Genomic DNA, 24,366 nt, shown 5'->3' with positions numbered 1-24,366 from the left:
AAACGGGCCGTCAGCACCGATCAGCACGGTGGGTTTTGGCAATAACGGGCTTGCGAAAGCCAACTTGCACGGGCGAATGATCAAAAAGTGCTCGCTGGCGGTGATAGGGAAAGTGTCGGCGCCGGCTTCACGGATTCAGGTGAATGGCATACCAGCGCGAGAGCGCAGCACTAGATTGGTCAGAAGGCATATCAACTCGGCTGCTACATAAAGAAAGTAGTTGGATAAAACAAAGGCTATTTTACCCCCTCTTACATTCTCAACATAGAGACCAGACACATTTAAAACGCTTTCTGATACAGTATCGATACAACAACTAAGCACCTGATCTAAAGTTTTCGTGTAATATCCATGCCAGGATTTCTGACACGGACAGAACCATGGAAAAACGCTTCGTTGCCCCTCTCACTGAACCTGAACAACAGACGCTGACCTCCGCCTATCACCATGGCGAGAAGCGCGCTCTCCGTCGTCGGGCGCATGCCATTCTACTGAGTGACCAAGGCCATACTATTAACCAAATCAGTGAGATACTTCAGGTTCGCCGCGATGCCGTATCACGATGGTTCAAGCAATGGGAAGTGTCCGGTTTTGATGGTCTCATCGACAAACCGCGTAGTGGACGAACACCTGTCCTCGATGAACACGATCACAAGCGACTGCAAGCGTTGGTAGCCGAGCATCCCCATCAGATTCGCGCCTTACAGGCTCGCTTTCAAGAAGAGACCGGCAAGTCTGTCGCCACGGTGACACTGCGTCGGGCGTTGAAAAAAAAATGGCTATAGCTTCAAGCGCATTGGGCATTCACTCAAGACCCAGCGTGACGAAACGGACTTTCGCAAAACGCAAGGCCTGATGAAAGCGCTTCACGAGCGAGAGGGCCAAGGCGAGCACGAGCTCTATTACTTTGATGAATCAGTTTTTTCACAAGCGTCGTCGGTGCCGTATGCGTGGAGTCCTATCGGCAAGCCCTGGGAAGTCACTGCCTACGCCCGCAGCCGAAGGCTAAACGTGTTGGGATTCTTAAGCCGAGCCGGAAAACTGGTCTATCACACGACAACCGAGACAGTGACCACGGAAACGGTCATAGAAGCGTTTGACCAGTTTGTGATCCAGAAGGATCCAGACACCTTCGCCGTTGTGGTGCTCGACAATGCCAGCATGCATCGCTCCAAGGCCTTTAGGCGCAAGAGGGTGGAGTGGATGTCGCAACGTGTGCATCTGATCTATCTGTCTGCCTACTCACCAGAGCTGAATCTGATAGAGATTCTGTGGCGGCAGATGAAGTACACCTGGCTGCCTTTGAGTGCCTATCTCTCGTTTGAACGTCTATGTGAAGAGGTACACCGCTTACTCGGTGGTTACGGAGCCGATCACGCGATTAATTTTGAATAGGCACTTACTTCACGTCACGGTGGGGCCTTAATAACTCCAGCGAGACCTTGTATTGCTTCCTGCCATCCTCCCCCAGCACGATCACACTCTTGCGGTTGATCTTTTGGTGACGATCCCCAATACCGGGCCTTCCGGATCCGGGCCTGGCTATCGAGTCCGATCATCCGTGCTGGCTCAGCCGGAGTTCAACGCCATTACCCAGGCTGAGCACAATGTGCCAGCCTGGGCCGGAGGATGGGGAGTTGCCCATCAACGACGAGAGATCCAGAAAACCGGCTTCACCGGATCCAGCCGAATCATGGGTCGACGGATCGGACAGACGCTTGCGCCAGTTGCAGAAACTGGCGTAACCAATGTTCTCTTGTTTGCAAAACTTCGAAGCTGACAGACCACTGTCACGCTGCTGATCAACCAGGGTCTGCCACTGTTCGGGTGTGCGGTGCTTTCTCATGGGGGTAACCTCGTGTTGGAAAGTGTGAGGTTACTGTAGGGCGATTTTCAGCAGGGTGGCAGAACGTCGTGGAATGAACGCTTACGGCAAAACGGCACCTCGTCCTCTGGCAGCTTTACGCCAATTGTACAAGGTTGCGGTACTGATGCCTTCCTGGCTGGCCAACTCGGCAACAGTCAGGCTGTGAGGTGGAGCCATCTTCTGGAGAATGGCTTCTTTACGTTCCGGTGAATAATAGGGCATGGTTGTCCTCTGAAATAATCAGGCGACAACTACGCTGACACATAGGGCCATCGACCGTGCGACACGCTGGGTCTACCTGGAGGTCCGAGGCAGCCAGTCCGCGAAGGATGCTCGGGCGTTTATGAAGCAGGTGGAGAAGAAGGCGCCCTTCAAGATTCAGACGGTGCTGACCGACAACGGCAAGTCGTTCACGGATCGCTTCACGCGGACAGGTGAGCGCAAGCCCAGCGGGCGCCATCCCTTCGATCAGGAGTGCCTAGCCCACGGCATCGAGCACCGCCTGATCAAGCCGGGAAGGCCGCAAACGAATGGGATGGTGGAGCGCTTCAACGGCCGTATCAGCGACGTGCTGGCGACCCGGCGCTATACTACAGGCGAAGACCTCGAGCAGACGCTCAAGCGATACTGCTGGCTGTACAATCACCATATCTCGCAGAAAGCGCTGCATCATCAATCGCCGATCACGGCGATGAAGGAATGGCAGGCCAAGCGGCCTGAGTTATTTACCAAACGGGTGGTCAATCACCCGGGACCCGACACTTATTCAAAGCGCTAAAGTTTTATGCGCGGATATAAGCCCAGCCTTTTGCTTGGAGTTCAGCAAGTGTCACCACTGCCGCATCTACCTCAGTGAGGGCACGGGTATTGTCGAGCCCTTGGGCCACAAGGGAATTACGGCATAACCGCAGCATTGGGTCGGTTTCGTCAGGAATGGTCAGGGCGGCGGCAACAGCGCTGGCATTAGCGACAATCAGTACCTCAGCGTCTGGCCGGGCCTTTTGCAAGTTGACGGCATTACGGCGGGCACGAATCAAAGCCTCTGGCGTGGGCGCGTGAAGCAGCACGTGAAAGGGTAGCATGGTTATCTCCGAGAAAAACGCGTGATCAGTGGTTGCCGATGATCGTCTCGACACGCTGCACAAGAGGTACGAATTCGGTGTGGTCACGGCGATCATCTAGAGGCATGTCGACTTCAAGGGTCTTAACCACCCGTGCTGGCTGATCCATCTCGCCATTGCCTAGTACCATCACCCGGTCGGCAAGCAGGACGGCTTCCTCTATATCGTGAGTGATAAAGACAATGGCGGCTTCGGTACGTCGACGTAGCTCGACCAGCTCCTGTTGAAGTCGGCGCCGAGTGATAGCGTCAAGCGCAGAGAAGGGCTCGTCCATGAACAGCACCCTGGGCTGAACAGCAAGCGCCCGGGCAATGCCGACCCGCTGCTGCTGACCACCCGAGAGCGTATGGGGCCAGCGTTCCGCGAATTCATCAAGCCCCACTAGTGCCAGAGGCTCCAAAGCGCGGCGGCGGCGCTCGGCTTTGGAAAGCGAAAGACCCTCCAAGCCTAATTCCACGTTACCCCGTACTCTGCGCCAAGGAAAAAGCCTTGGCGCCTGAAAAACCATTGACCAGGCGCGAGTGTCTGGTGTGATGGCGGCGGGTATATCTACTCGCCCCGATTGTGGGGCAAGCAAGCCAGCCAATGCTCGCAGTAGGGTCGACTTTCCAACCCCTGAAGCACCTACCACGGCCACGAACTCCTGAGGGTGCAGTGTCAGATCAACACCGGCCAAGACGGTGGTGCCGTCAAAACCTAGGCTGACGTTTCGTGCGCTGAGCACCGGGTGCATCGTCATGCTAGTGTCGGTCATGATTGCCACCTTAGTAATCTGCGCTGCACTACCATGAACAGGAAGTCGAAGGTTGCGTAAAGGGCGGCGATGGTCAACATGTAAACCACCACGATATCGGTCGCCAGCAGGCTAGAAGCCTCCATCATGCGCTGGCCAATACCAGGGATGCCGAACAGCTCAGCGGCCACCACGGTCATCCAACCCTGACCGAGTCCGGCACGCAGACCGCTGAGAATACCTGGGGCCGCCGCAGGCAAGCTGACCTTGGTCAACCGAGCCAGAAAACGCTGCTGACCAAAGGCGCGTGCCACTTCGTCATAGCCAGGATCAATCGAGTGCACAGCGCTGTAGCTGGCGAAGTAATTGATCCAGAAAACGCCAATGCTGATGATGAAGGCGGCTGCAGAAGGATTTATGCCGAACCAAATGATGGCGAAAGGAATCCATGCCAGCGGCGGAATGGGTCGTAGCAATCTAGCAAGCCAGGCATGCGCAGCATTAAACCTGGGCAGCAGCGCAGCCGATATGCCCACGGCAATGCCTAAAGTCGAACCCAATAACACGCCCACACTGTAGTGGCTAAGGCTTGAGCGCACTACGTCAAACCAGATGCCATCGAGCAGTTCAAGCCACAGTACGCCGGGAATGGATGACGGCAAGGGCACCAAGCTGCCGGGCAACAGACCACTTCGCAGCGAAAGCTCCCAGAAAAGCAGAAAGCCGGTCAGCCCTAATACACTATAGAGAGTGCGTTGGGCGCGCGTCATGCCTATCATCATTTGCTGTCACGTTCCGCGATGACGGCGTCATACAAGGACGTATCAAACAGGGCGTCGAGATCCACAGACTCATTTAAAGAGCCTTGTTCGATCTGAAAGTCGTGCATCCGCTGAGTGCCCTCACGAATGGCGTGGGGATCACTACCGTAATTGGATGAGGGAGAGGCGAGCGCTATTTCTACAGTTTCTAGAGGAATCAAGCGCTTGCCGACGAACTCGCGGACATGGGGTGCTGCACTGTTGGGATTTTCAACGAGCATCTCGGTGGCTCGTACATGCAGTGCCATTAACGTCTGCATAGCCTCAGGATGGTCCGCCAGCGCGGCTTCACGAGCAGCCAGTACCGCCCCCGGCTGGCCTGGAAGCATGGCATCGGCACGGGCCACCACGCGAGCCTGATTGTCACGCTGCTGCACGGTGGTGAGAATTGGCTCTAAAATAGAGGCAGCATCCACGGCACCCGCGAGCAGTGCCTGTTGGACGCGATCGGCACCCATGGCGACGATCTCAACGGCTTCCAAACCCACACCCAACTGTTCGATCAACCAATAGCGCAGCACGGTATCCGGCACCGAGCCTTGAGGGAACGTGGCGATCTTGGGCTTGCGGCCCTCTGCGGCGGTGAAGCTGGCAATAGCCTGCGCACCATCATCGCCAGCGCGCTCGAAATGGTCCGCTAGTTCGCCACGTGCCACCAGACCGATCTGCTCCTGAATGCTAGAGGCGAGAACCTTGATGGGGACGCCGTTAGCCCGGGCTACCATCGCCGGGCCGATACCGAAATACATAACGTCAAGCTCGCCAGAGGCCAACGCCTGAACCATGGCCGGGCCGCTCGAAAAGCGTGTTAGCTCCAATTCCAGTCCCGCTTCCTCGGTCCAACCCTCTCCTTCCATCACAAACAGTTGGGCGACCGGTAATATCGGCATGTAGCCAACTTCCAAGGTAGTGAGGTGATCATCAGCCTGGCTGGTGGTGCCAACAAATATCGCCGTTAGCATTGCCAAAGGGCGAAGGAAACGGGGCATGGCGATCTCTCCATTGGAAAATGAGTGACCATGTATCCTATACGATTGCCGCATATAACTAAAATGGTTGTATACGACAAATTCATATACTCATATATTCTTTACATCCAAGCACGGGATGGTGTCTGTAAGACTATAAATGTGCGGCTTCTCAGAACATTCCTGCTCGTGCTCAGGTTCCAGCGAGGTTATAGAGCAATGCCGACGTGGACTTAAATGTACAAGTTATCAGCCGGATAGCGGTCTCTTAGACAACGTCGTTGCTGACAGTGATGGCGTTCGTTTAGCAGTGTCACTGGCTGACTGCTCTTAATCGTTTACCGAATAAGAGCGCACATATTGCATTGCTTGGGCGATCACCAATCGGCCAGCGCTGCTGTCACCATAGGCCTTGATGAGCGTCGCAGCACCTTGCTGACTGGCCAGAATGAAATGGGAAATTGCCTCAAGGTCAGCCTCCTCGCTAAGCTCACCCCGTTGCTGACTCTGATTCAGGGCATCACGTAAACGAGAGTCAAGTGCCCGGAAACACTGGCTAACAGCAGCACGGGTGGTTTCATCATTGTCATGTAGGCCAGCCGCCAAAGTGCCTATCGGACAGCCACGATAACAATGCTCGACTTCCAACTGATCAACGGCGGATAGAAGCCACCGCTCTAACGTATCGAGGCTATCTAGTTCGTGAACTTCCATAGACGCAAAGAGGCGGTGCTCCCACCAAACGGCGACCTCGCAAACGAGTGCATCTTTATTGCGGAAATGCTGGTAGAACTGGCTCTTGCCTGCACCGGCCTGACGCAGGATCTGCTCCAAACCGGTACCATCGACGCCCTGAGCGTGGAAGAGCTCAGCTGCCGACTCGACAATGCGTTGTCGAGTGGCTTCGCCCTTAGCATTACGGCCGTGGCTTTGTTGATTATCGAGTGACATCAAGGGTAGCCGAGACATCATGTTGCTCCCGCCAAGCGTCCTCATTGGACAAGTTTGCACGAGGCATCAGCATAGCGAAGTCCAACGTCGCCAGCGAACGGTTGTTGCGTACCCTATATGGCCAGTCGTGATTAGCCAAGGCCGCCTTGCCGATCGCCACAAAGTCGGCCGCCCCCTGAGCGATAATCGTTTCAGCTGCCTGAGGGTCACCCAATTCACCATTGGCAATCACCGGAATATCAATCAGTTCGCTGGCTAGCGCCGAAAGGCTCTTTTCGGTCCCTTCAACGGCCGGCGTGAGGGCGTCAAGCTCGGAGAAATGCAAGTAATCGAGCCCCTCGGCTTCTAGGGTGGTCATGATTATGGCGGCCTCCTCACGGCCCGCCCAACGATAGTTCGAGTCGGTAACCTTGATTTGCGACAGACGCATACCAACTAGAAAATCACTGCCAACTGCTTTACGCACAGCCCGTATCACCGCGATAGGAAATGCCAGCCGCCTTTCGAGGCTGCCACCCCAGGCGTCATCACGGTGATTGAAATACTCAGAGATGAACTGATCGATCAGGTAACCGTTGGCTCCGTGGAGCTCGACGCCGTCGAACCCAGCAGCTTGGGCTCGCTGTGCAGCAGCCGCAAAACCGGCGATGGCCTCCTGAATGTCCGCCTCACTCATCGGGCGGGGGGTTGGATAGGGGCCTTCCCCTCCATAAAATCCAAGCATTTCACCCTTTGGTGCTACTGCAGAGGGAGCTGCCGTGTCCTCGACGAATCGGTTGCCTTGGGTTTGGGCACCACCATGCATTAGCTGTGCCACGAACTTTGCCCCTTCCGTCTGAACAGACTCGACAATCGGTTGCCAAGCCTCCTGCTGCGCTAGATTGGCCAAACCAGGCTGGTAGTCATAACCCTGACTAAAGCGCTCATCAGTATAGATTCCCTCGCTGATCAGCAAGCTAAAACCGCCGCGGGCAAAATCACGATAGTAATCCCGCATACGCTCAGTGGGACGACCATCAGCTTCAGCGCTTGTGCGGGTCATGGGTGCAAGGATGAGACGGTTGGTCAGATTGAGACCAGATAGCGCGCCGGGTTTAAACAGGTTTGGATATTGCGAAACGTTAGCCATACATTAATCTCTCAAAAAAAGTACCAATCGGTACAATTTAAGAGTTTTTTAAGGAAAGGGACAATCGAAAACACCTATCGACCTGATAAGCTGGTTAGATGACAACGACTAAAAAAGGTGATGCAGCGCTGTCGTCTTACCTTTTATTACACCACTCATAGATGTTCCCACTTCCACTTGGCAGGCAGCCGGAGTGTCGCTTGCTACGTAACATTGGGGGGCTGACGAATTAAAGCACGGTGTGAAAAAAGCAATTTTTCTCATAACAGAAATCAGTTAAGGAAACGCTGCATAAATCCCCCTGAAGCTGCCAGAGCGCTACCGGCAGGGTAAAGTCTTAGCTGTCCATCACTTGCTGACCGGGCCACCCGATGAAGCAGATCTCTTTCTCCCAGGCAGAACAAGAAGAAGGTCACCCGCCGCGAGCGGTTCCTGGCCCAGATGGAGGTGCTGGTGCCTTGGCAACGGCTCATCGACGCGCTGTCGCCGTCCTACTTCCCGAACGCAGCGGGCAAGCGTGGCCGTCCGCCCATCGGCCTGGAGCGCATGCTGCGGATCTACTTCCTGCAGCAGTGGTATGCACTCGCCGACGAGGCGCTCGAAGATGCGATCTACGATAGTCAGGCGATGCGCGACTTCGTGGCCATCGAGAGCGTACCGGACGCGACCACGCTGCCGTGCTTCCGTCATCTGTTGGAGAAGCATGCGCTGACCCAGCGGATCTTCGAGGAGGTCAACGCCCACTTGGCTGAGCAGGGCCTGTTCATGCGCGAGGGCACCATCGTCGACGCCACCATCGTAGCGGCCGCGCCCTCCACCAAGAACAAGGCCAAGCAACGCGATCCGGAGATGAAGCAGACCAGGAAGGGCAACCAATGGTATTTCGGCATGAAGGCGCATATCGGCGTCGATGCCGTCACCGGGCTGACCCACCGTGTCGCCGCCACCTCGGCTAACATCGCCGATGTCACCATGACCAGTGAATTGGTTCGGGATGATGATAAACGGGTATACGGCGATGCGGGCTATACCGGCATGTGGAAGTACCTGGACGAAGAGAAGGATGCCCCGGACTCTCGCTGCTGTGTATCCGCCAAGCGTGGCGCCATCAAGAAGATGGAAGACAGTCCCATGAAAGCGCTGCTGCTCAAGATCGAGAAGGCGAAGGCTAGCATCCGTGCCAAGGTGGAGCATCCGTTTCATGTGATCAAGAACCTCTTCGGCTACCGGAAGGTGCGCTACAAGGGGCTGGCCAGGAACCAGGCGCAGCTATTCAGCCTGTTCGGGCTGGCCATCTGGTGCTGGCGGCACGATGCGAAGGACGCGTTGACAGGGCCAGTGCGTCTTGAATCTGCCCTGCCAGCCGGATAATCCGGCTGGCAAGGGAAACAGACCACCTTCGCTGGTCAGAAAGCGACCGCTGATGCAGTGAAAGTGCCATTATGAGCGTTTCAGCCGCTTAGAGACGAATTGATCAGCGGTTCCTTAATCACACCCAATACTACGTTTTATTCGAATTCCCATCTCCGGCATTCATCAGCGCCTCCCCTGCGCACATCGTTGCCTTGAAAGCAACAAACACATCTCTTTTGGCACTCGTTCCTGCCCGCCAAGTCGCTTAGCGTTACTGATGCCCACAACGACACAGACAACGGCAAGGACAGGACATGTATTCATCCCCCTTTTTCACCCAGCCACAAATTGACGACGCGGTGGCCGTGCGCCATCAGCTTCACCAGCATCCAGAGCTCAAATTCGAGGAAACTGACACGGCCAAACGGGTGGCCGAACGGCTGACGTCACTGGGCTATAAGGTCACCGAAGGCATTGCTACTACCGGCGTACTGGCCGAGCTGGACACCGGCCGTAAAGGCCCTGTGATTGCCTTTCGGGCCGATATGGATGCGCTGCCGATCAAAGAAGCCAACAGCTTTGCGCACCGCTCCCAACGAGAAGGGCTGATGCACGCCTGCGGCCACGATGGACACACAGCGACGCTGCTGCTCGCCGCTGAAGCGATTATCGCCCAGCGCGATCAGCTCTGCGGCCACATCAAACTGCTGTTTCAGCCAGGAGAAGAGGGTGGAAACGGGGCCGATAAGATGGTCAAAGCGGGCGTGCTCCAAAACCCGCAGGTAGACGCGATTTTTGGCTACCACAACCGCCCTGGCTTTCCCGAAGGGCAGCTGTTCGTCAAACCAGGCTCCGCCATGGGCGGTAACGACACCTTCAAAATCACCATTGAAGGCGTCTCCGGCCACGCGGCCATGCCGCATTTGGCGGTAGACCCTATTTATGTAGGCGCTTCTCTTGTGCAACAACTGCAGGGGCTGGTGGGCCGCCATAAATCACCGCTGGAAGCAGGCGTGATTACCGTCGCGGCGTTTCATGCAGGCGACGCCGCCAATGTCATTCCAGGCCAAGCAGAACTGCTGGTGAATATTCGCAGCGACCGGGAAAGCTCCCGCGCTGCATTGGTCGGCAAGCTGGAACAGGTCGTTAATGGGGTGTGTTCCGCTCACGGCGCGCGTTTTCAGCTAGAGCATCAGCACCAAATCCCTCCGTTAGTAAACGATACCGCTTGGTCGGAGCGTGTGTTGGCGATTGCCGCCGAACAAGGCGTCAGCGCCGATATTCAGCAGCTGGACTACATGCCCACCATGGGCGCTGAGGATTTTGCGTTTTACCTGCAAGAAGTGCCGGGGTGTTTCTTCTTTGTGGGGAACGGCGACAGCGCCTACCTGCATAACGAACGCTACGACTTTAACGATGCCATTCTGCCCGTCGCAGGCGGCATGTTTGTGGCGCTGGCCACATCACTACTGAAGCGCGACTAACAGCGCTAGCCGCCACGTTAAGTGGCATAACAACGTTGAATAACAAGGCTTCTTATAAGGAAACTGTCATGCAAGGTGTTCTCGCTTCCATCGAGCGGGTAGGCAATAAGCTGCCGCACCCGTTTATCCTATTCACTATTTTGGCCGCCCTGGTGGTGGTTATTTCCGCTATTTTAGCCACGCTAGGCGTCTCGGCGGTCAACCCGCAAACCGAGGCAGAAGTGACCGTTCGCAGCCTGCTCTCTGCGGATGGCGTCGAGTTCATGCTGACCAGCGTGGTCAGTAACTTCGTCAACTTCCCGCCGCTGGGGCTGATTTTGGTGGTGATGTTCGGCATTGGGCTGGCCGATAAAGTAGGTCTGATGTCCACGCTGATGCAGGTGAGCGTCGCCAAAGCGCCGCCCTCGCTGCTGACGTTTTGCGTATTTATGGCGGGTATTTGCGGCAGCATTGCTTCCGATGCCAACTACCTCATCCTGATCCCGCTGGCCGCGATGGTCTACTACTCAGTGGGCAGGCATCCCGTGGCGGGGGCCGCCGCTGCTTACGCAGCCGCCGGGGCTGGGTTTGATGCCAGCCTGTTCATCACCGTGGGCGATGCGCTGTTTGCAGGTATTACGACCGATGCTGCTCGGCTGGTAGACCCAGACGCTTACATCTCTCCCGTAGATAACTACTACTTTGTGGCCTGTTCAGTGTTTGTACTGGCAGCCGTCGGCACCCTGCTGGTCGACAAAGTAGTGGAGCCACGGCTACAGCGTACGCTCCCCATGGGTAAAGATTTCAAAACCGAGGTGGTCACGCCGACGCTGACGGAGGCCGAAAAGCGCGGCCTCAAGCGCGTTGGATTGGCAACGCTGGCCTACATTGCCCTGGTGCTGCTGGTGGTGCTACCCGAAGCCTCGCCGCTGCGCAACGAAGAGGGCGGTTTGATTCCTTCGCCGTTTCTGCGCTCGCTCGTGCCGCTGATGTTTATCTACTTCGTCACCATTGGGTTGGTGTACGGCATCACCACCGGCAAGATTACCCGCAGCCGCGATGTGCCCCAGCGCATGGCGGAATCAGCCAGCGACCTCGCCCCGACCCTAGTGCTGTTCTTCGCGATCTCGCAGTTTATTGCCTACTTCCGCTGGTCGGAGCTTGGCCAGTTTATCGCCATTGAAGGCTCGAACGTGCTGCAAAGCACCGGCTTTACCGGACTTCCCCTTGTTGGGGCGTTTATTGCCATGAGTGCGGTGCTGAACGTCTTTATGACCAGTGGCTCGGCTCAGTGGGCGCTGATGGCCCCGGTGTTTGTGCCCATGCTGATGATGATCGATTTCGACCCCGCCTTCGTGCTGGCGATGTTCCGCATTGGGGATTCCAGCACCAACATCATCTCGCCCATGAGCCCCTACTTCTCGGTAGCACTGGTGTATATGCAGCGCTACAAACCGGACATGGGGCTAGGCACGCTGATCGCCACCATGCTGCCCCTTGCCATGGGCTTCTTGCTGGCGTGGTCAGCGTTTCTGATGTTCTGGCTGATGATGGGTTGGCCCATTGGCCCGGGTGTTTACATGATGGCGAACTAGCGCTACTGCATCGCCATCATCAACTTCCATAAATAGTCGGCAGCGGGCGAGAGCCTTCTGCCGACACGCTTCACCAAGTTGCCCTGGCTGCTGGCCGCCATGGGGTGATCAATCGGGATCGCTTTCAGCAGCCCCGCCTCAATCTCGCTGCGTGCAGCAGCCGCCGTCATAAACGACACCCCAATGCCCGCGCTTGCCATACGCCGCGAGACAGAGTGCAAATTACAGCGATACGCCGGTGTGGCAGGCTGCCCCGCCGCGCCAAATAGCGCATTCACAAACTGCTGCGAGCCCGACACATCGGGCAGAAAAATCAGCTTATGCTGCAGCAGTTCCGCCACGCTCACGCGCTCATGCCCTGCCAGCGCATGGGAAGGCGCCACGAGCGCACACAGCGGCCCCCGCTCGAACGAGTGCACCACCAAACGTGGATCAGAGATCGGCCCATAGGTAATGGCAATATCCACCTCGTCGCTGGCCACCATCTCATGGGGTTCGCGAGGATAGTAAATGCCGGTTTTGATCTCGATGAGTACGTCCGGATAGTGCTCAGAGACCCGCTTCATCACATGGTTGATAAAGCTATCCACAAAGCCATCGCCCACCGACACCACCACCTTCCCGGCCTGCAAGTTACGAAGCCGCGACAGCGTATCGCCCAGCTCAGAGTTCAGCCGCCGCTGGGCCAAAAAGCCATCCACCACCAACTGCCCCGCCTCCGTGAGCATGACATGCCGCCCCTGACGCTCCAGCAACGCCATGCCCAGCGCCTGCTCCAACGATCGGATCTGACGGCTCACCACCGACGGGTTGGTATGCAAATGCTCCGCCGCCGCGCGAATACCGCCGCAACTGCTGACTTCTAACAGGTAGAAGGCACGTTTATCGAGTAGGGTCATTAGAGTTTGATCACATGCTTAAAGAACATCAGACACATTCAACTCAAAGGGGCCGCCCATGACGGAACACTCCGTAAAGCACGGCCTCACTATTATCGTTCATCAAACATGGCTGGTGCTTACGATCGGCTTACTACACTCCACCGCCTATCGGCCATGCCTGCTTTAACCGCATAACCGTATGCGACCACTTAGAAGCCGTGGGCTTGCAAACCGTGTTCTGATTACCGAACAACCCCACTTCACTGAATGCCTGGCTGCGCTCTGCGGTATAAAGCCAGCGAACGGGCACTAAGTATTCGGCATTGTCCTCTTCATCATCCAATGCACGGTAAAGGTGCGGATACTCGTTGGGCGTAGCAAGCTCTAACAGCGTTTTAGCGCCGTTTTCTGTGTCGAAGTGATACTCCGTAGCACGGCAACGCTCGCCAATGACCTCACCGACCCCAACATAGCCCGTTTTCGGGATATTGACCCAAATACGGTCACCTTCTGAAAGCATAGAAAGCGTTTTGGAGTACCACGCGGCGCCACCGCCTGCGATAAAGCCCAAACGCCGTGCGAGTTCCCAGGGCCGTTCATCCCCAAAGGAGGCGTAAAACTCCCCATTCCAAGGCTCTTTATTGGCTTTTCTTGCGATTGGTTTAGTCGGCTCATCCGGGTCGATCATCCAAGCGCGACTGAGATAACGGTTGCCGTTATCCTCAAACGCACTAAAGAACATAGCATTGATCGATAGCTGGGCATGCTCATTCAAGTAGTTGATAATCCGCTCGCTACTGGCATCTAGCTCCGTGGCCACCACGACCATCTGATGATTATCATTGAGCGTGACAGTATCGAGTGAAATACCAAACTTGGTTTCAAATGCCTCATCCAACGTAGACGCTCCGCGAACTGCTGGTAAATATCGATCAACTGATAATCCGCGAGCGTCACCACCCACGAAGCGTAATCGATAGCCTGAGCCACCACGTCACGAGGTGTCTTATCACGTTTCAGCTCGATCACAATCACCGTACCATTGGCATCCACTGCAAGCAGGTCAATCAGCTTGTCGAAGCCAGTGCGTACCTGACGACCAATCAGCAGCCAATCCCGATTCAAAATCGAGACATCCTGCATAATCTGCTCTTCCAGCAAACCCTCGTCCGCCATACCTGATGGGCGTAACTTCTGCGGTAACGCGCCCGGCGCACTCGCAAGCTTCCAGATGCCTTGTTCGATAGCCATGTCAGTTTGATGCCTGTTGAGGTAGCAATGCACTGCATATGGCAGTGCATATTATGTTGCATTATGCAGTACAGGGGCCTAGTATTCACATCAACACGGCCCCTATCGATGAGACTGCCACGCAGTCGAGTTGCTTAGGGGTTTTTTATTGCCTTCATGTCCACTCCCATTGCTCCCAGCCCTCTATCACGCCCATACCTTTTAGGTTTAGGCCTACGGCGTGCAAGTCTGGAAAACTGTTTAGTAAATCTGCCAAGCGAGTCCACCATGTGCTGGTGGGATTCACCGTCATTAATAGGAACTGAACAATGCAGAGCAGCAGGAAAGGGCGCGCTTGAACGTGGGCATCCTGCCATCCCTGAAAAAACAGGTTAGCTTCACCATGGCTAGGCTTACGCGGCTGGTCAGCCATATTGCGGTTCCATAACCGGCTATGATGGGCACACACATTGCGTAAATAGTTCAAGCTGCGAAGCCAGGAAGCAAATACGCGCCCATTGCTAATACCATAGCGCGCTGCAATAGCATCCTGCTCTTGTTCACGCATTCCACCGAACAGATGAGAAAGCGTACCGAAGTCCCACACTTCACTGGCTATCCATATCGGCAACGGTAACCCGTACTTCTTTTTATGGTGCTCAATAAACGTTTCCCGAGAACGGTTAATTAAGCGCGCATGATTTTCCTGCCATTTATGCAAGGGCGTGACGCCTGTTTTCTGATCAATCTTATTGGCAAACTCATCATGCAGCAGTGAAGGGTTCAAATAGGCATACGGATCTAGCCGCCCCAGCGTATGGGCGATGTCTACCCGCAGTGCCACTTCAATACGCTCAAGGCCATCCAGTGCCAGTAGGCGTAACCGCTTATCGAACACGTAAAGATCGACAGCTTGCTGAAAGGTGGTGCCGTGCTTAAACATATCTAACGCTAGGTAATCCGTTTTGCCTTTTTTAAGCAGCCGCTTACCGTTTTTATTTAAAGGCGTGCATACGCCTGAGCGCTGACGAAAAGCAAACCAATACCCGCTCAACCGGTAATAGCCAATCCGTTGGAGATGCGCCAGCGCGCGCTGGTCGTCTGTTACCGTTAAGCCACGATCTTTTAGCTGCTTTAATTGCTCCAAGTGGCTGAGCCAGGGCTTGATGTAACTCGTCATCTTTTTACCGCACCCTCCACCACTGCCGCCGCCAGCTGGCAGCGGGTTTCGCTGGCCCGGTTCAGGCGTTCCTTTAGCTGGTCGCACAGGGCCATGAGTTCATCGACTTTTTGGACGATGCGGTATTGCTCCTCTGTTGATGGCAGGGCAACCGGCATTTTTTTCAAGATGCCGTGATTCAAGTTTGTCATGGTCGTTCCAACAGAATTGCCAGTTAAATAGTCCCGAACGGTGTCCGTTGAAAATAACAACAGGATGAATCGCCTGTTAATTGCCGAATGAAATCGCAAAACAAAGCTACCGGTGCCACACAGCCATCCAGATTCTCTGTCTGTCACGATGGCGCAACGCCCGACTTCACCGCGTCTGGCCATCACAATGTCGCCCTTGGCCAATTTATAACTGGATAATTCTTCAGCCTTAGCAGGTGTGACGCTAACTGAGGAATCTTCTTTGATTCCGCCGCTTACCATATGAGACGGGTTAACCAGAGGGGTTCCGTTTTCAACATAATCATGTTTGTGAATCATCGAACCAAATGGTCCGGTTGATATTTCGTCAGCAATATCCTCGAATGAAGCCCAAACCCAGTTTGCTGGTGCGGGGTAACTATGCTGGGTTTCGTCCAGTTGAGTTAGCGGTCGTGGGCGCTTGATTCTTTTTTCGCCCGCGAGTGCCATTTTTCTTGTATGGATTTGAGTCAGCAAGTTGGTGGCAAGCTCATCCCCCGCATCCTGCTCCACCAGCCGCCCCATCACCGCCAGTTGCAGGATGGTCTGCTTGAGCTTGTCGATGCTCTGTTCGGTGGTGAACAGGGTGTCGAAGTGGGCTGCGAGGCGGGCCCAGTTGTCGGCCAGTTCGGTGGCGTTTTCGGATTGGGTGAGGGTGCCGAGCAGGGTGTCCACGAGGGTTTCGTGGGCTTCGAGCTGGTCGCTGGTTTGTTGCTCCAGCCGGTCGCAGAGGGCCATGAGTTCATTGACTTTTTGGACGATGCGGTGTTGTTCCTCGATTGGCGGCAGGCCGATTACATAACTCAGTAACTTATCTTGAGTTATCCCAGCGACAGTCGTACCCGTGCCGGTAATATCCAAGGTCGTATATGCCAGGAAAAAGTAATCTAGGGATACTTCAGGTGATACTTTGACGGCTTTCAGGTCTTGGTTGATAGCGATAGGCTTTGAGCATATCGCAATTTTGCCCAAGCCCATTCTGGTACAGATCAATACGTCGCCAGTATCTGCGAGCTTGCTCCCTGCCTTCAGGCCCTCTTTGGTAATATAGTCTTGGGTTTCGTCGAGATGCTTGGTCTTTCCCAAATCCTTAACGCTGGCCCATGGAATGTCTCCATTCCAAAAGCGAGAGTTCTGTTTGCTAGGAGTGCCGCCGCTCATTATCGAATCAAACAGTGCTCCGAGCCTCGTCCATTCCCAGTTTTCGGGAAGATGGAAGTACTGCTCTTCTACAGAAACACTTGGAAGCTTTTTGCGCCTTTTGATTTTTCCCTGAGTGTATAGCTGCGTCTGTCTCGCTGAAACTCGTTGCAAGAGGTCTGAGGCTGGCTCATCACTCGCTTCGCGAGTTGTGAGCTTGCCTTGAACTGCCATCCCGAGTATCAGTTCCCGCAGCTTCTTAACCCCAGTCAGCTCAATCTTGCCATTACTCCCCCGACCACTGGTGGACTTCTTCGTAACCGCCCGGGTCCACAAATCCAGATGCTCGGTAATCAGCTCCCGCGCACTCACGCCGCACCTCCGCCGGTGTTTTCATCGCTGTTGTGAGAAAGCGCATCGGCCAGGATGTCCCGCAGCTGGTGGCGGATTTCCTGGATTTCGGACTGCTGCTGTTCGTATTTGGCCAGCAGTTCGTCCGGGTCGTGGTTGACCTCTTCGCCCTGCCAGGGGTTCTTGATGTCCAGGTTGTAGTTGCGGGCCTTGATGTCGTCGATCGACACTTTCCAGGCCTGCTCGGTTTCCTCGCGGCTGGCGAAACCGTCCGCCTCGCTGCCCCACCAGTCGATTTCGGTCTGGAACTCCGAGAACTTCATGGGCTTGGTTTTGCTGTAGCTCTTGTAGCCTTCCGGGTAGGGGTGTTCGTAGTACCACACGGTTTCCGTGGGCTTGCCCTTGGTGAAGAACAGCAGGTTGGTTTTGATGCCGGTGTAGGGGTTAAACACACCGTTGGGCAGGCGCACGATGGTGTGCAGATTGCACTCTTCCAGCAGCTTTTCCTTGAGCCGGGTTTTCATGCCTTCGCCAAACAGGAAGCCATCTGGCAGTACCACCGCGGCGCGTCCACCGTCCCGGAGCAGGTGGATGAACAGGGTCATGAACAGGTCGGCGGTTTCCCGGGTGCGGAAGGCGCTGGGGAAGTTGGTTTCGATGCCGTCTTCTTCCATGCCGCCGAAGGGCGGGTTGGCCACGATAACGTCTACCCGTTCTTTCGGGCCCCAGCTGATGAGCGGGCGGGCCAGGGTGTTGTCGTGCTTAATCTGGTCCGGCACTTCAATGCCGTGCAGAATCATGTTGGTGGTGGCCAACAGGTGCGGCAGGGGCTTTTTCTCAACGCCGTGGATGCTCTTCTGCAGGGTTTGTTCGTCCTGCGGGGTACTGACGTAGTGCTTGCGCTTGTGCTCGATGGTGCAGGTGAGGAAGCCACCGGTGCCACAGGCCGGGTCCATCACCTTCTCGTCCAGTTTCGGGTCCACCCGGTTGACCATGAACTCGGTCACTGCCCGCGGGGTGTAGAACTCACCCGCGTTGCCCGCGCTTTGCAGGTCTTTGAGGATTTGCTCGTACATATCGCCCAGCTCGTGGCGCTCGGCGGATTTGTTGAAGTTGATGCCGTCCTGCAGCTTGTTGATGACCTGGCGCATGAGCTGGCCGGACTTCATGTAGTTGTAGGCATCCTCGAACACGTTGCGGATGACTACGCCCCGGTAGTCGTCACCGGCCGGTTCCAGATTCTGCAGGCCGGGGAACAGGGTGTTGTCGATGAAGTCTTTGAGCTCGTCGCCGGTGATGCCTTCCGGGTCGGCGGCCCAGTTTCGCCAGCGCAGCTTTTCCGGAATCGGGGATTTATAGTCGTCGTAAATCAGTTCCCATTCCTGTTCCCGGTCGTCGAAAATTTTCAGGAACAGCATCCAGACCAACTGGCCGATGCGCTGGGCATCGCCGTCTACGCCAACGTCTTTGCGCATGATGTCCTGAATCGATTTAATGGTGGTGCTGATTGACATGGTGAGATGTGTTCCGTTGGCGTGTTAATCACGGCCTGCACAAGGGCAGGCCGTCAGCAAAAAGGCAATGGTATCAGGCGGGCGTTTGGTAAAGGGCCTCTTCCAGTTCATGCAGCGCTTTTTTGTACTTAGGCTTGCCGCCGAACGCATCGAAGAGTTCCAGTACAGAGCCGATTTCGTTGAAAGGCGACATGGTGAGCACGCTGGTATCTTCGATGGGGGTTATACCGGCGTCGGCGTATTTATCCACCAGGGATTCAAGCACCTGCCGGGCCTGGCCTTCGTAGCGGTTGAAAATATCGCGCTTTCTGACTTGTTCGGCGCGCTCGCGGCGGGTCAGCGGTGGGCGGTCGAAGGCGATATGGCAGATCACATCGAAGGGGTCGGGTTCTTCACCCCATTTTTGGCCAAGCTCGGCGACCAGAGCATCCCAGAAGATGCCTTCTTCGGCCAGTTCATCGAGGATCGCCTGCTTGCGCTCGGCATCCTGCCAGCGGCGCAGAAACGCATCCAGCGAGGCGAACTGGGCTTTCACCTGTTTTCGGGTGTAGTCACGCAGGCTTTCGGTAATCAGCTTGCCATCCGGCCCCAGGTATTGAACGCGCTCAGCGACAATGCTCACTTCCACGTCATCCACCACGTATTTGCGCCGGGGCTCCGGCCCTTCGGTGGTGCCCAAGCCGCCCACATCGTCAGATTCCCAGGTGGCGTTCTCGTCTACGTCGTACTCGGCCCAGTCAGTCTCGACGCCTTCTGCGGCTGTGTCTTCTGTATCTTGTGGGTCTGCCTGTTCTTCATCCAAGGCGCCGTCTTGCTCATCCGCTGGAACGATAGGGGCGTCATCAGCATAGGGCTGATAGACCTGCACCGGCTCGCCATCGAAATCGGGATCGGCGAACAGCTCGGTGGCTTTCTTGAAATCCAGAATGGTGAACCAGTGCTTGTTGTAGTCGTCGTTGATGCGGGTGCCCCGGCCAATAATCTGTTTGAACTCGGTCATCGACTGGATGCGCTGATCAAGCACAATCAGCTTGCAGGTCTGGGCGTCCACGCCGGTGGTCATCAGCTTGCTGGTAGTGGCAATCACCGGGTAGCGCTCTTCCGGGTTGATGAAGTTATCCAGCTCGGCCTTGCCTTCTTGCTCGTCGCCGGTAATCCGCATCACGTATTTACGGTTCTCGGCCATTCGCTTAGGGTTGAGGTTGACCAGCGCTTGGCGCATACGCTCGGCGTGGTCGATGTCCTCACAGAAGACGATGGTTTTCTGATAAGGGTCGCTGCTTTCCAGCAGTTCGGTAATTTTGGCGGCCACTAGGATCGTACGCTTTTCCAGCACCAGCTGTTTATCGAAATCCCTCTGGTTGTAGATGCGGTCTTCAATCTCTTGGCCAAGCTTATCCCGCTGGCCCTTGCTGGGCCGCCAACCTTGCAGGTCTTTATCGATATCCACCCGCACCACTTTGTAAGGCGCCAGAAAACCATCCTCAATGCCCTGCTTGAGCGAGTAGGTATACAGCGGCGCGCCGAAGTAATCGATGTTGGAGACTTCCTTGGTTTCTTTGGGCGTGGCGGTTAAACCGATATGCGCTGCTGCGCTGAAATAATCCAGAATTTTGCGCCAAGCGGAGTCTTCCGCCGCACTGCCTCGGTGGCACTCGTCAATCACAATCAGGTCGAAGAAGTCTGGCGAGAACTGCTTGTAAATGTTCTGCTCTTCTTCGCTGCCGGTCACCGCCTGATACAGCGAGAGATAGATTTCATAAGACGCATCCACCGTGCGGTTGGTGACCTTGGTCATCGCCTGGCCGAAGGGTTTGAAGTCGTTGTTCTTGGTTTGGTCGACCAGGATATTACGGTCAGCGAGGAACAGTATTCGCTTCTTCTGGCGCGACTTCCACAACCGCCAGATGATCTGAAAGGCGGTAAACGTCTTACCGGTACCGGTGGCCATCACCAACAGGATACGGTCTTGCCCCCGTGCCACGGCTTCGACAGTGCGATTGATGGCAATGCGCTGGTAGTAGCGCGGGCTTCGGCCACTCCCGTCATCGTAATAGGGCTGTTCAACCACTGGGCGAGCATCGGGCTGAATGCCTTTGTATTGGCAGTAGCGCTCCCATAGCTCGTCAGGCGACGGAAATTCAGCCAGGGTTAGAGTGGTTTCGGTTTGCTTACCCAGCCCGGTGCGGTCGTGGAACAGGAAGCCGTCGCCATTGCTGGAAAACACAAAAGGCACATCCAGCGCATCGCTGTAAGCCAGCGCCTGCTGCATGCCATCGCCCAGGCTGTGCTTGTTATCCTTGGCTTCTATCACCGCAATCGGCTGGTTTTTCTGGAAGCTCAGTAGGTAATCTGCCCGGCGCTTTTTGCCCCGGGTATGCAACCGCCCCCGCACGATAATCCGCCCGGCGGTAAAGGTCACCTCTTCACGAATTTGCGTTTGGATATCCCACCCCGCCTGCACCAAGGCCGGGGTAATGAACTTGGTGCAAATATCGCGTTCGCTGAGGGCCTTCTTATCCATGGCAGCATCCTGCTTATTCTGGCGGGTGAGCTTATAAGCACTAGCTTACGATACTCAGCCGACTTAAGCATCTTGTGCTAAGCGGACGTGAGAATATCGATAGTTATACCCACAAGCGACACACTGGGTAGCAGAACGCTAATATGCGTGTGACACACCCGTGTCAGATTAAAGCCGCAGGTCAACGGCCGAGTAGCAGGGTTTGAAGGCAATATTGGCAGGCGTGGCACATGGATGACACAGATTTGACACAGCCAAAACAAAAGGGCCTACGCGTTAACGTAAGCCCTTGATATATTTGGCGCGCCCGGCAGGAATTGAACCTGCGACCTTCGGCTTCGGAGGCCGGTTTAAGCCGCACAAGCATCGCCCTTCCCTACCGTCAAAAAACCAATAAACAATATTTAAAACAACAAGTTAATTAACATGCCAATGCATTTCAAATCTTCTCTATCACACCCATTAACGCCATTCTGTGCCCTTCATTGTCAAAACGTTGGCACACACCGTGACTTTTCTGTGTCCTGTTTTCTACCAAATTTGACCTCTGGTCACCGCGCACTACGGACTCCTTTAATTGATTCGGCTACGCGTAGAACGCCAGCAGTACCTATGCAAAAAAACACAGTTCCATACGCGCCACCTGCCCTTATCGCCACCGTGCTAAACTGTCCTGTGTTTCATCGGTTCAGCATTGGAGGCCAGCATGCCAGCTGCTCATCGTCGTAAGCTGCCTATAGGCATTCAAACTTTTTCGGATATCCGAGAAGGCGGCTATTACTACGTCGACAAAACGCCGTTCATTGAAAAGCTGGCGAACCAAAACAAATACTATTTTCTCTCCCGCCCGCGTCGCTTTGGCAAAAGCCTGCTGCTAGATACCCTGGGCTGCCTATTTGAAGGCCGCGAAGCGCTATTTTACGGGTTATATATTCACGACAAGTGGGACTGGCAGCAGCGGTACCCGGTGGTGCGTTTAAGCTTTGGCAATGGTGTGGCGGCTGACAGAGAGGACCTAGATGCGAACATTCGATATCAGTTGCAGCAGCAGCGTGCACGTCTGCAGATTACGTCGACGCCTCCTAAGCGTATTGCGGACGACTTTGCTAGCTTGATTGAGCAAGCGCATCGTGTTCACGGTCAACGCGTAGTAGTGCTGATCGACGAGTACGATAAACCCATCCTTGATAATATTCTCGATAGCGATAGGGCGCGCGAACTGCGCGAAGGTCTGAAAAACCTCTATAGCGTGCTGAAAGATGCCGACCCCCACCTGCACTTTGTACTGCTGACCGGCGTTTCCAAGTTCAGCAAAGTCAGCCTGTTTTCAGGGCTGAACAATCTGCGCGACATCACACTCTCATCTGACTATGCCGCTATCTGTGGCTATACCGACCACGATGTGGACACGGTGTTTGCGCCTGAACTGCCTGGGCTTGACCGTGACGAGATTCGCCGCTGGTACAACGGCTATCGCTGGGGCGGGCAAGACGTGCCCAGCGTTTACAACCCGTTTGATGTATTGCTCTTGTTAGAAGAGCGGAAATTCACCCCTTACTGGTTTGAAAGCGCTACCCCTACGTTTTTAGTCGAACTGCTAAAAAAACGCGGTGTGTTCACTCCTGCCTTGAGCCAACTGCAAACAGAAGCCGAATTGTTAGGCCGCTTTGATGTCGACCATATCGCCACCGAAGCGCTCTTGTTCCAAACGGGCTACCTGACCGCGCATGCTGTCGAGGAGCCGATGACCGGTTATTGGCTCTACACCTTGGGCTACCCCAACCTTGAGGTGGAAGCCAGCCTTAACCAAGCGCTTTTACCTGTGCTGGGTGTGCAAGCCCCCCCTCGGGAGCGGCTTACGCTGTTCCGTAACTTGCAAGCGCACGACCTCCAAGGCCTGGAAACCCACCTCAAAGCGCTTTATGCCGGCTTGCCACACGACTGGTACCGCAACAACCCCATTGCCCAATACGAAGGCCATTACGCCAGCGTGTTTTACAGCCACTTCGCCGCGCTGGGTGTGAATGTGACGGTGGAAGACGCCAGCCACCACGGCAAAGTGGATATGAGCATAGACTTTAACGGGCATGTTTACCTGTTTGAGTTCAAGGTGGTTGAACAACTGCCTGAAGGCAAAGCGATTGAGCAGATCAAAACCAAGGGCTATGCCGACAAGTACCGTGCTAGCGGCAAGCCTATTCACTTAGTAGGCGTAGAGTTTTCCAGCGCTCAACGGCAAATCGTAGCGTTTGACGTGGAGACGCTGTAGTACGCTGCTGCTCATCATCGTCCACTACTTAGTCGAGTAGACCGGGCGATTGCTCGACCCGCCCCCCCCACAGATCCGAGCATGCACGATTAGCGCACTCGGCTCCTCAATCATCAGTTTCGCTGAAGGCTCAGCACTGCTGCATGATCCGCGCAGCAGGTAAAGGCAGCAGCTGGAACAGCTGGAGGGCTCGGATATTGCCCCGGATGCCGTAGTAGGCGTAATGGCCCTGCACCTTCCGCCTCAGCAGCCTATGCTGCTCTCGGATCGGCAAGTGTCGGCTCTAGCGGCACCAGAGCGCAATTCGCTTGAGACCGCGCCGAAACCTGTCCTTCGCCGTCTTGCGATTGATGACTCCGCTGATGCCAGCACCGCACCCAGGCGGTTCTACGGAAGGGGAGGGGGGCTCCCGACATTGCGAGCTATACAGAACTTTGTATAATTACAGCATGTCAGAACACAAACCCCTAAATTTCCGAGGTAGCGCTCTCGCCGACCTCCGAGCGTTCCCAGCAACTGTCCGACAGGAAGTGGGATACCAGCTCGACAAGGTGCAACGGGCGGGGCTCGAGCCGAAAGACTGGAAGCCAATGGCCACCGTGCGTGGGCCAAGGCGTGCGGGAAATTCGCATCAGAGACGCTAACGGGGCATTCCGGGTGATCTACGTCGCCAAGCTCGCCGAGGCTGTCTATGTGTCCTGCACTGCTTCCAGAAGAAAACCCAGAAGACGAGTAAGGCGGATCTCGACCTGGCCGAAGCCAGATACCGCGCCTTGCTGAGCGAGGTGAGACAATGAGCAATGAGACATTCGACAGCGTATGGGACGCCATCAGATGGAACCATGGCAAGAAGGCGCTTTATTGCTCCACTTTCTGACTCTGAACAGCAGACGCTGACCTCTGCTTATCAAGATGGTGAGAAGCGCGCCTTACGTCGTCGTGCTCATGCCATCCTGTTAAGCAATCAAGGCCATACCATCAATCAAATCAGCGAGATACTGCAGGTTCGTCGCGATGCCGTATCACGATGGCTCAAGCAATGGGAA

General features: G+C 55.4%; 20 protein-coding genes, 1 tRNA gene and 4 pseudogenes. 9 read left to right on the top strand and 16 right to left on the bottom strand.

Annotated elements, in window-relative coordinates:
* Positions 1 to 380 precede the first annotated feature (380 nt).
* A protein-coding gene (locus AC13CN_RS04820) for an IS630 family transposase (RefSeq protein ID WP_139296643.1) occupies positions 381 to 1,395 on the top strand; the annotation gives its coding sequence in 2 pieces (ribosomal slippage) (positions 381 to 767 and positions 769 to 1,395; 1,014 coding nt in all).
* A gap of 160 nt (positions 1,396 to 1,555) precedes the next feature.
* Here AC13CN_RS04820 and tnpA read toward each other — a convergent pair.
* Both tnpA and AC13CN_RS04810 read right to left on the bottom strand, forming a co-directional pair.
* Entirely contained in the window at positions 1,556 to 1,846 is a 291-nt protein-coding gene (gene tnpA, locus AC13CN_RS04815; RefSeq protein WP_074211395.1) for an IS66 family insertion sequence element accessory protein TnpA, read from the bottom strand.
* 84 nt (positions 1,847 to 1,930) lie between these two features.
* Positions 1,931 to 2,089: pseudogene (locus tag AC13CN_RS04810) on the bottom strand (transposase); the annotation flags it as partial.
* A gap of 46 nt (positions 2,090 to 2,135) precedes the next feature.
* Between AC13CN_RS04810 and AC13CN_RS04805 the strand changes: the two are divergent.
* Positions 2,136 to 2,645, top strand: a pseudogene (locus AC13CN_RS04805) (integrase core domain-containing protein); the annotation flags it as partial.
* 4 nt (positions 2,646 to 2,649) lie between these two features.
* Here the strand turns inward: AC13CN_RS04805 and AC13CN_RS04800 are convergent.
* From AC13CN_RS04800 to AC13CN_RS04775, 6 genes are all read right to left on the bottom strand, one after another.
* Positions 2,650 to 2,949 carry a hypothetical protein gene (locus tag AC13CN_RS04800; protein ID WP_074211394.1) on the bottom strand — a complete coding sequence of 100 codons (300 nt, stop codon included), beginning with the start codon at positions 2,947 to 2,949 and terminating at the stop codon, positions 2,650 to 2,652.
* Between the two features lie 25 nt (positions 2,950 to 2,974).
* Complete coding sequence (locus AC13CN_RS04795) at positions 2,975 to 3,742, bottom strand: ABC transporter ATP-binding protein (RefSeq protein WP_253028135.1); 768 nt, start codon at positions 3,740 to 3,742, stop codon at positions 2,975 to 2,977.
* A complete protein-coding gene (locus AC13CN_RS04790) occupies positions 3,739 to 4,491 on the bottom strand; it encodes an ABC transporter permease (RefSeq protein WP_074211392.1) in 753 nt (250 codons plus the stop codon). Before AC13CN_RS04790 ends, AC13CN_RS04795 begins: the two co-directional genes overlap by 4 nt.
* A gap of 8 nt (positions 4,492 to 4,499) precedes the next feature.
* On the bottom strand, positions 4,500 to 5,531 hold the full coding sequence (locus AC13CN_RS04785; RefSeq protein WP_074211391.1) for an ABC transporter substrate-binding protein: 1,032 nt from the start codon (positions 5,529 to 5,531) through the stop codon (positions 4,500 to 4,502).
* Between the two features lie 309 nt (positions 5,532 to 5,840).
* Positions 5,841 to 6,479, bottom strand: a complete 639-nt coding sequence (locus tag AC13CN_RS04780) for a TetR/AcrR family transcriptional regulator (RefSeq protein WP_253028136.1) — start codon at positions 6,477 to 6,479, stop codon at positions 5,841 to 5,843.
* Positions 6,448 to 7,590, bottom strand: a complete 1,143-nt coding sequence (locus AC13CN_RS04775) for an oxidoreductase (RefSeq protein WP_074211388.1) — start codon at positions 7,588 to 7,590, stop codon at positions 6,448 to 6,450. The genes AC13CN_RS04780 and AC13CN_RS04775 overlap by 32 nt, the downstream gene beginning before the upstream one ends.
* A gap of 402 nt (positions 7,591 to 7,992) precedes the next feature.
* Here AC13CN_RS04775 and AC13CN_RS04770 point away from each other — a divergent pair.
* The 3 genes and pseudogenes from AC13CN_RS04770 to AC13CN_RS04760 form a co-directional block, all read left to right on the top strand.
* Positions 7,993 to 8,961: pseudogene (locus AC13CN_RS04770) on the top strand (IS5 family transposase); the annotation flags it as partial.
* A 296-nt stretch (positions 8,962 to 9,257) separates the two neighbouring features.
* Positions 9,258 to 10,427 (top strand): M20 metallopeptidase family protein, encoded by a 1,170-nt coding sequence (locus AC13CN_RS04765; RefSeq protein ID WP_253028137.1) that lies wholly within the window; start codon positions 9,258 to 9,260, stop codon positions 10,425 to 10,427.
* A gap of 68 nt (positions 10,428 to 10,495) precedes the next feature.
* Positions 10,496 to 12,001, top strand: a complete 1,506-nt coding sequence (locus tag AC13CN_RS04760; protein ID WP_228219959.1) for an AbgT family transporter — start codon at positions 10,496 to 10,498, stop codon at positions 11,999 to 12,001.
* A 2-nt stretch (positions 12,002 to 12,003) separates the two neighbouring features.
* Here the strand turns inward: AC13CN_RS04760 and AC13CN_RS04755 are convergent, their stop codons facing one another.
* From AC13CN_RS04755 to AC13CN_RS04720, 8 genes are all read right to left on the bottom strand, one after another.
* Positions 12,004 to 12,900, bottom strand: a complete 897-nt coding sequence (locus AC13CN_RS04755; protein ID WP_074211385.1) for a LysR family transcriptional regulator — start codon at positions 12,898 to 12,900, stop codon at positions 12,004 to 12,006.
* A 133-nt stretch (positions 12,901 to 13,033) separates the two neighbouring features.
* Complete coding sequence (locus AC13CN_RS04750) at positions 13,034 to 13,780, bottom strand: hypothetical protein (RefSeq protein ID WP_253028138.1); 747 nt, start codon at positions 13,778 to 13,780, stop codon at positions 13,034 to 13,036.
* Positions 13,687 to 14,133, bottom strand: coding sequence for a PDDEXK family nuclease (locus AC13CN_RS04745; RefSeq protein ID WP_244891598.1), 447 nt, complete (start codon positions 14,131 to 14,133; stop codon positions 13,687 to 13,689). Before AC13CN_RS04745 ends, AC13CN_RS04750 begins: the two co-directional genes overlap by 94 nt.
* 154 nt (positions 14,134 to 14,287) lie before the next feature.
* Positions 14,288 to 15,292: an Abi family protein gene (locus AC13CN_RS04740; RefSeq protein ID WP_074211384.1), complete on the bottom strand. Its 1,005-nt coding sequence runs from the start codon at positions 15,290 to 15,292 to the stop codon at positions 14,288 to 14,290.
* Complete coding sequence (locus AC13CN_RS04735) at positions 15,289 to 17,034, bottom strand: restriction endonuclease subunit S (protein ID WP_074211383.1); 1,746 nt, start codon at positions 17,032 to 17,034, stop codon at positions 15,289 to 15,291. The genes AC13CN_RS04740 and AC13CN_RS04735 overlap by 4 nt, the downstream gene beginning before the upstream one ends.
* The gene (locus tag AC13CN_RS04730) at positions 17,031 to 18,527 is read right to left on the bottom strand and encodes a type I restriction-modification system subunit M (RefSeq protein WP_074211382.1); all 1,497 of its coding nucleotides are present in this window, start codon (positions 18,525 to 18,527) and stop codon (positions 17,031 to 17,033) included. Before AC13CN_RS04730 ends, AC13CN_RS04735 begins: the two co-directional genes overlap by 4 nt.
* Positions 18,528 to 18,600: 73 nt before the next feature.
* Positions 18,601 to 21,051: an EcoAI/FtnUII family type I restriction enzme subunit R gene (gene hsdR / locus AC13CN_RS04725; protein WP_074211381.1), complete on the bottom strand. Its 2,451-nt coding sequence runs from the start codon at positions 21,049 to 21,051 to the stop codon at positions 18,601 to 18,603.
* A gap of 299 nt (positions 21,052 to 21,350) precedes the next feature.
* Positions 21,351 to 21,421 (bottom strand) — tRNA-Leu (locus tag AC13CN_RS04720).
* 336 nt (positions 21,422 to 21,757) lie between these two features.
* Here AC13CN_RS04720 and AC13CN_RS04715 point away from each other — a divergent pair.
* The 4 genes and pseudogenes from AC13CN_RS04715 to AC13CN_RS04700 all read left to right on the top strand — a co-directional run.
* Positions 21,758 to 23,320, top strand: coding sequence for an ATP-binding protein (locus tag AC13CN_RS04715; RefSeq protein ID WP_483053037.1), 1,563 nt, complete (start codon positions 21,758 to 21,760; stop codon positions 23,318 to 23,320).
* 603 nt (positions 23,321 to 23,923) lie between these two features.
* A pseudogene (locus AC13CN_RS04710) lies at positions 23,924 to 23,974 on the top strand (hypothetical protein); the annotation flags it as partial.
* Positions 23,971 to 24,117, top strand: a complete 147-nt coding sequence (locus AC13CN_RS04705) for a type II toxin-antitoxin system RelE/ParE family toxin (protein WP_269474889.1) — start codon at positions 23,971 to 23,973, stop codon at positions 24,115 to 24,117. The pseudogene AC13CN_RS04710 and the gene AC13CN_RS04705, both read left to right, overlap by 4 nt.
* A gap of 45 nt (positions 24,118 to 24,162) precedes the next feature.
* Positions 24,163 to 24,366: helix-turn-helix domain-containing protein (locus AC13CN_RS04700; RefSeq protein WP_483053036.1), on the top strand; the 204-nt coding region annotated here is incomplete at its 3' end.

It is taken from the genome of Vreelandella sp. L-25, from assembly GCF_056857535.1.
The sequence above is the reverse complement of the archived record's forward strand: the minus strand, read 5'-3'. Positions and strand labels throughout refer to the sequence as shown.

Coding starts and splice junctions, on each gene's coding strand:
- tnpA (WP_074211395.1), bottom strand. CDS start 1,846: ATGAGAAAGCACCGCACACCCGAACAGTGGCAGACCCTGGTTGATCAG.
- AC13CN_RS04800 (WP_074211394.1), bottom strand. CDS start 2,949: ATGCTACCCTTTCACGTGCTGCTTCACGCGCCCACGCCAGAGGCTTTG.
- AC13CN_RS04795 (WP_253028135.1), bottom strand. CDS start 3,742: ATGACCGACACTAGCATGACGATGCACCCGGTGCTCAGCGCACGAAAC.
- AC13CN_RS04790 (WP_074211392.1), bottom strand. CDS start 4,491: ATGACGCGCGCCCAACGCACTCTCTATAGTGTATTAGGGCTGACCGGC.
- AC13CN_RS04785 (WP_074211391.1), bottom strand. CDS start 5,531: ATGCCCCGTTTCCTTCGCCCTTTGGCAATGCTAACGGCGATATTTGTT.
- AC13CN_RS04780 (WP_253028136.1), bottom strand. CDS start 6,479: ATGTCTCGGCTACCCTTGATGTCACTCGATAATCAACAAAGCCACGGC.
- AC13CN_RS04775 (WP_074211388.1), bottom strand. CDS start 7,590: ATGGCTAACGTTTCGCAATATCCAAACCTGTTTAAACCCGGCGCGCTA.
- AC13CN_RS04765 (WP_253028137.1), top strand. CDS start 9,258: ATGTATTCATCCCCCTTTTTCACCCAGCCACAAATTGACGACGCGGTG.
- AC13CN_RS04760 (WP_228219959.1), top strand. CDS start 10,496: ATGCAAGGTGTTCTCGCTTCCATCGAGCGGGTAGGCAATAAGCTGCCG.
- AC13CN_RS04755 (WP_074211385.1), bottom strand. CDS start 12,900: ATGACCCTACTCGATAAACGTGCCTTCTACCTGTTAGAAGTCAGCAGT.
- AC13CN_RS04745 (WP_244891598.1), bottom strand. CDS start 14,133: ATGGCTATCGAACAAGGCATCTGGAAGCTTGCGAGTGCGCCGGGCGCG.
- AC13CN_RS04740 (WP_074211384.1), bottom strand. CDS start 15,292: ATGACGAGTTACATCAAGCCCTGGCTCAGCCACTTGGAGCAATTAAAG.
- AC13CN_RS04730 (WP_074211382.1), bottom strand. CDS start 18,527: ATGTCAATCAGCACCACCATTAAATCGATTCAGGACATCATGCGCAAA.
- hsdR (WP_074211381.1), bottom strand. CDS start 21,051: ATGGATAAGAAGGCCCTCAGCGAACGCGATATTTGCACCAAGTTCATT.
- AC13CN_RS04715 (WP_483053037.1), top strand. CDS start 21,758: ATGCCAGCTGCTCATCGTCGTAAGCTGCCTATAGGCATTCAAACTTTT.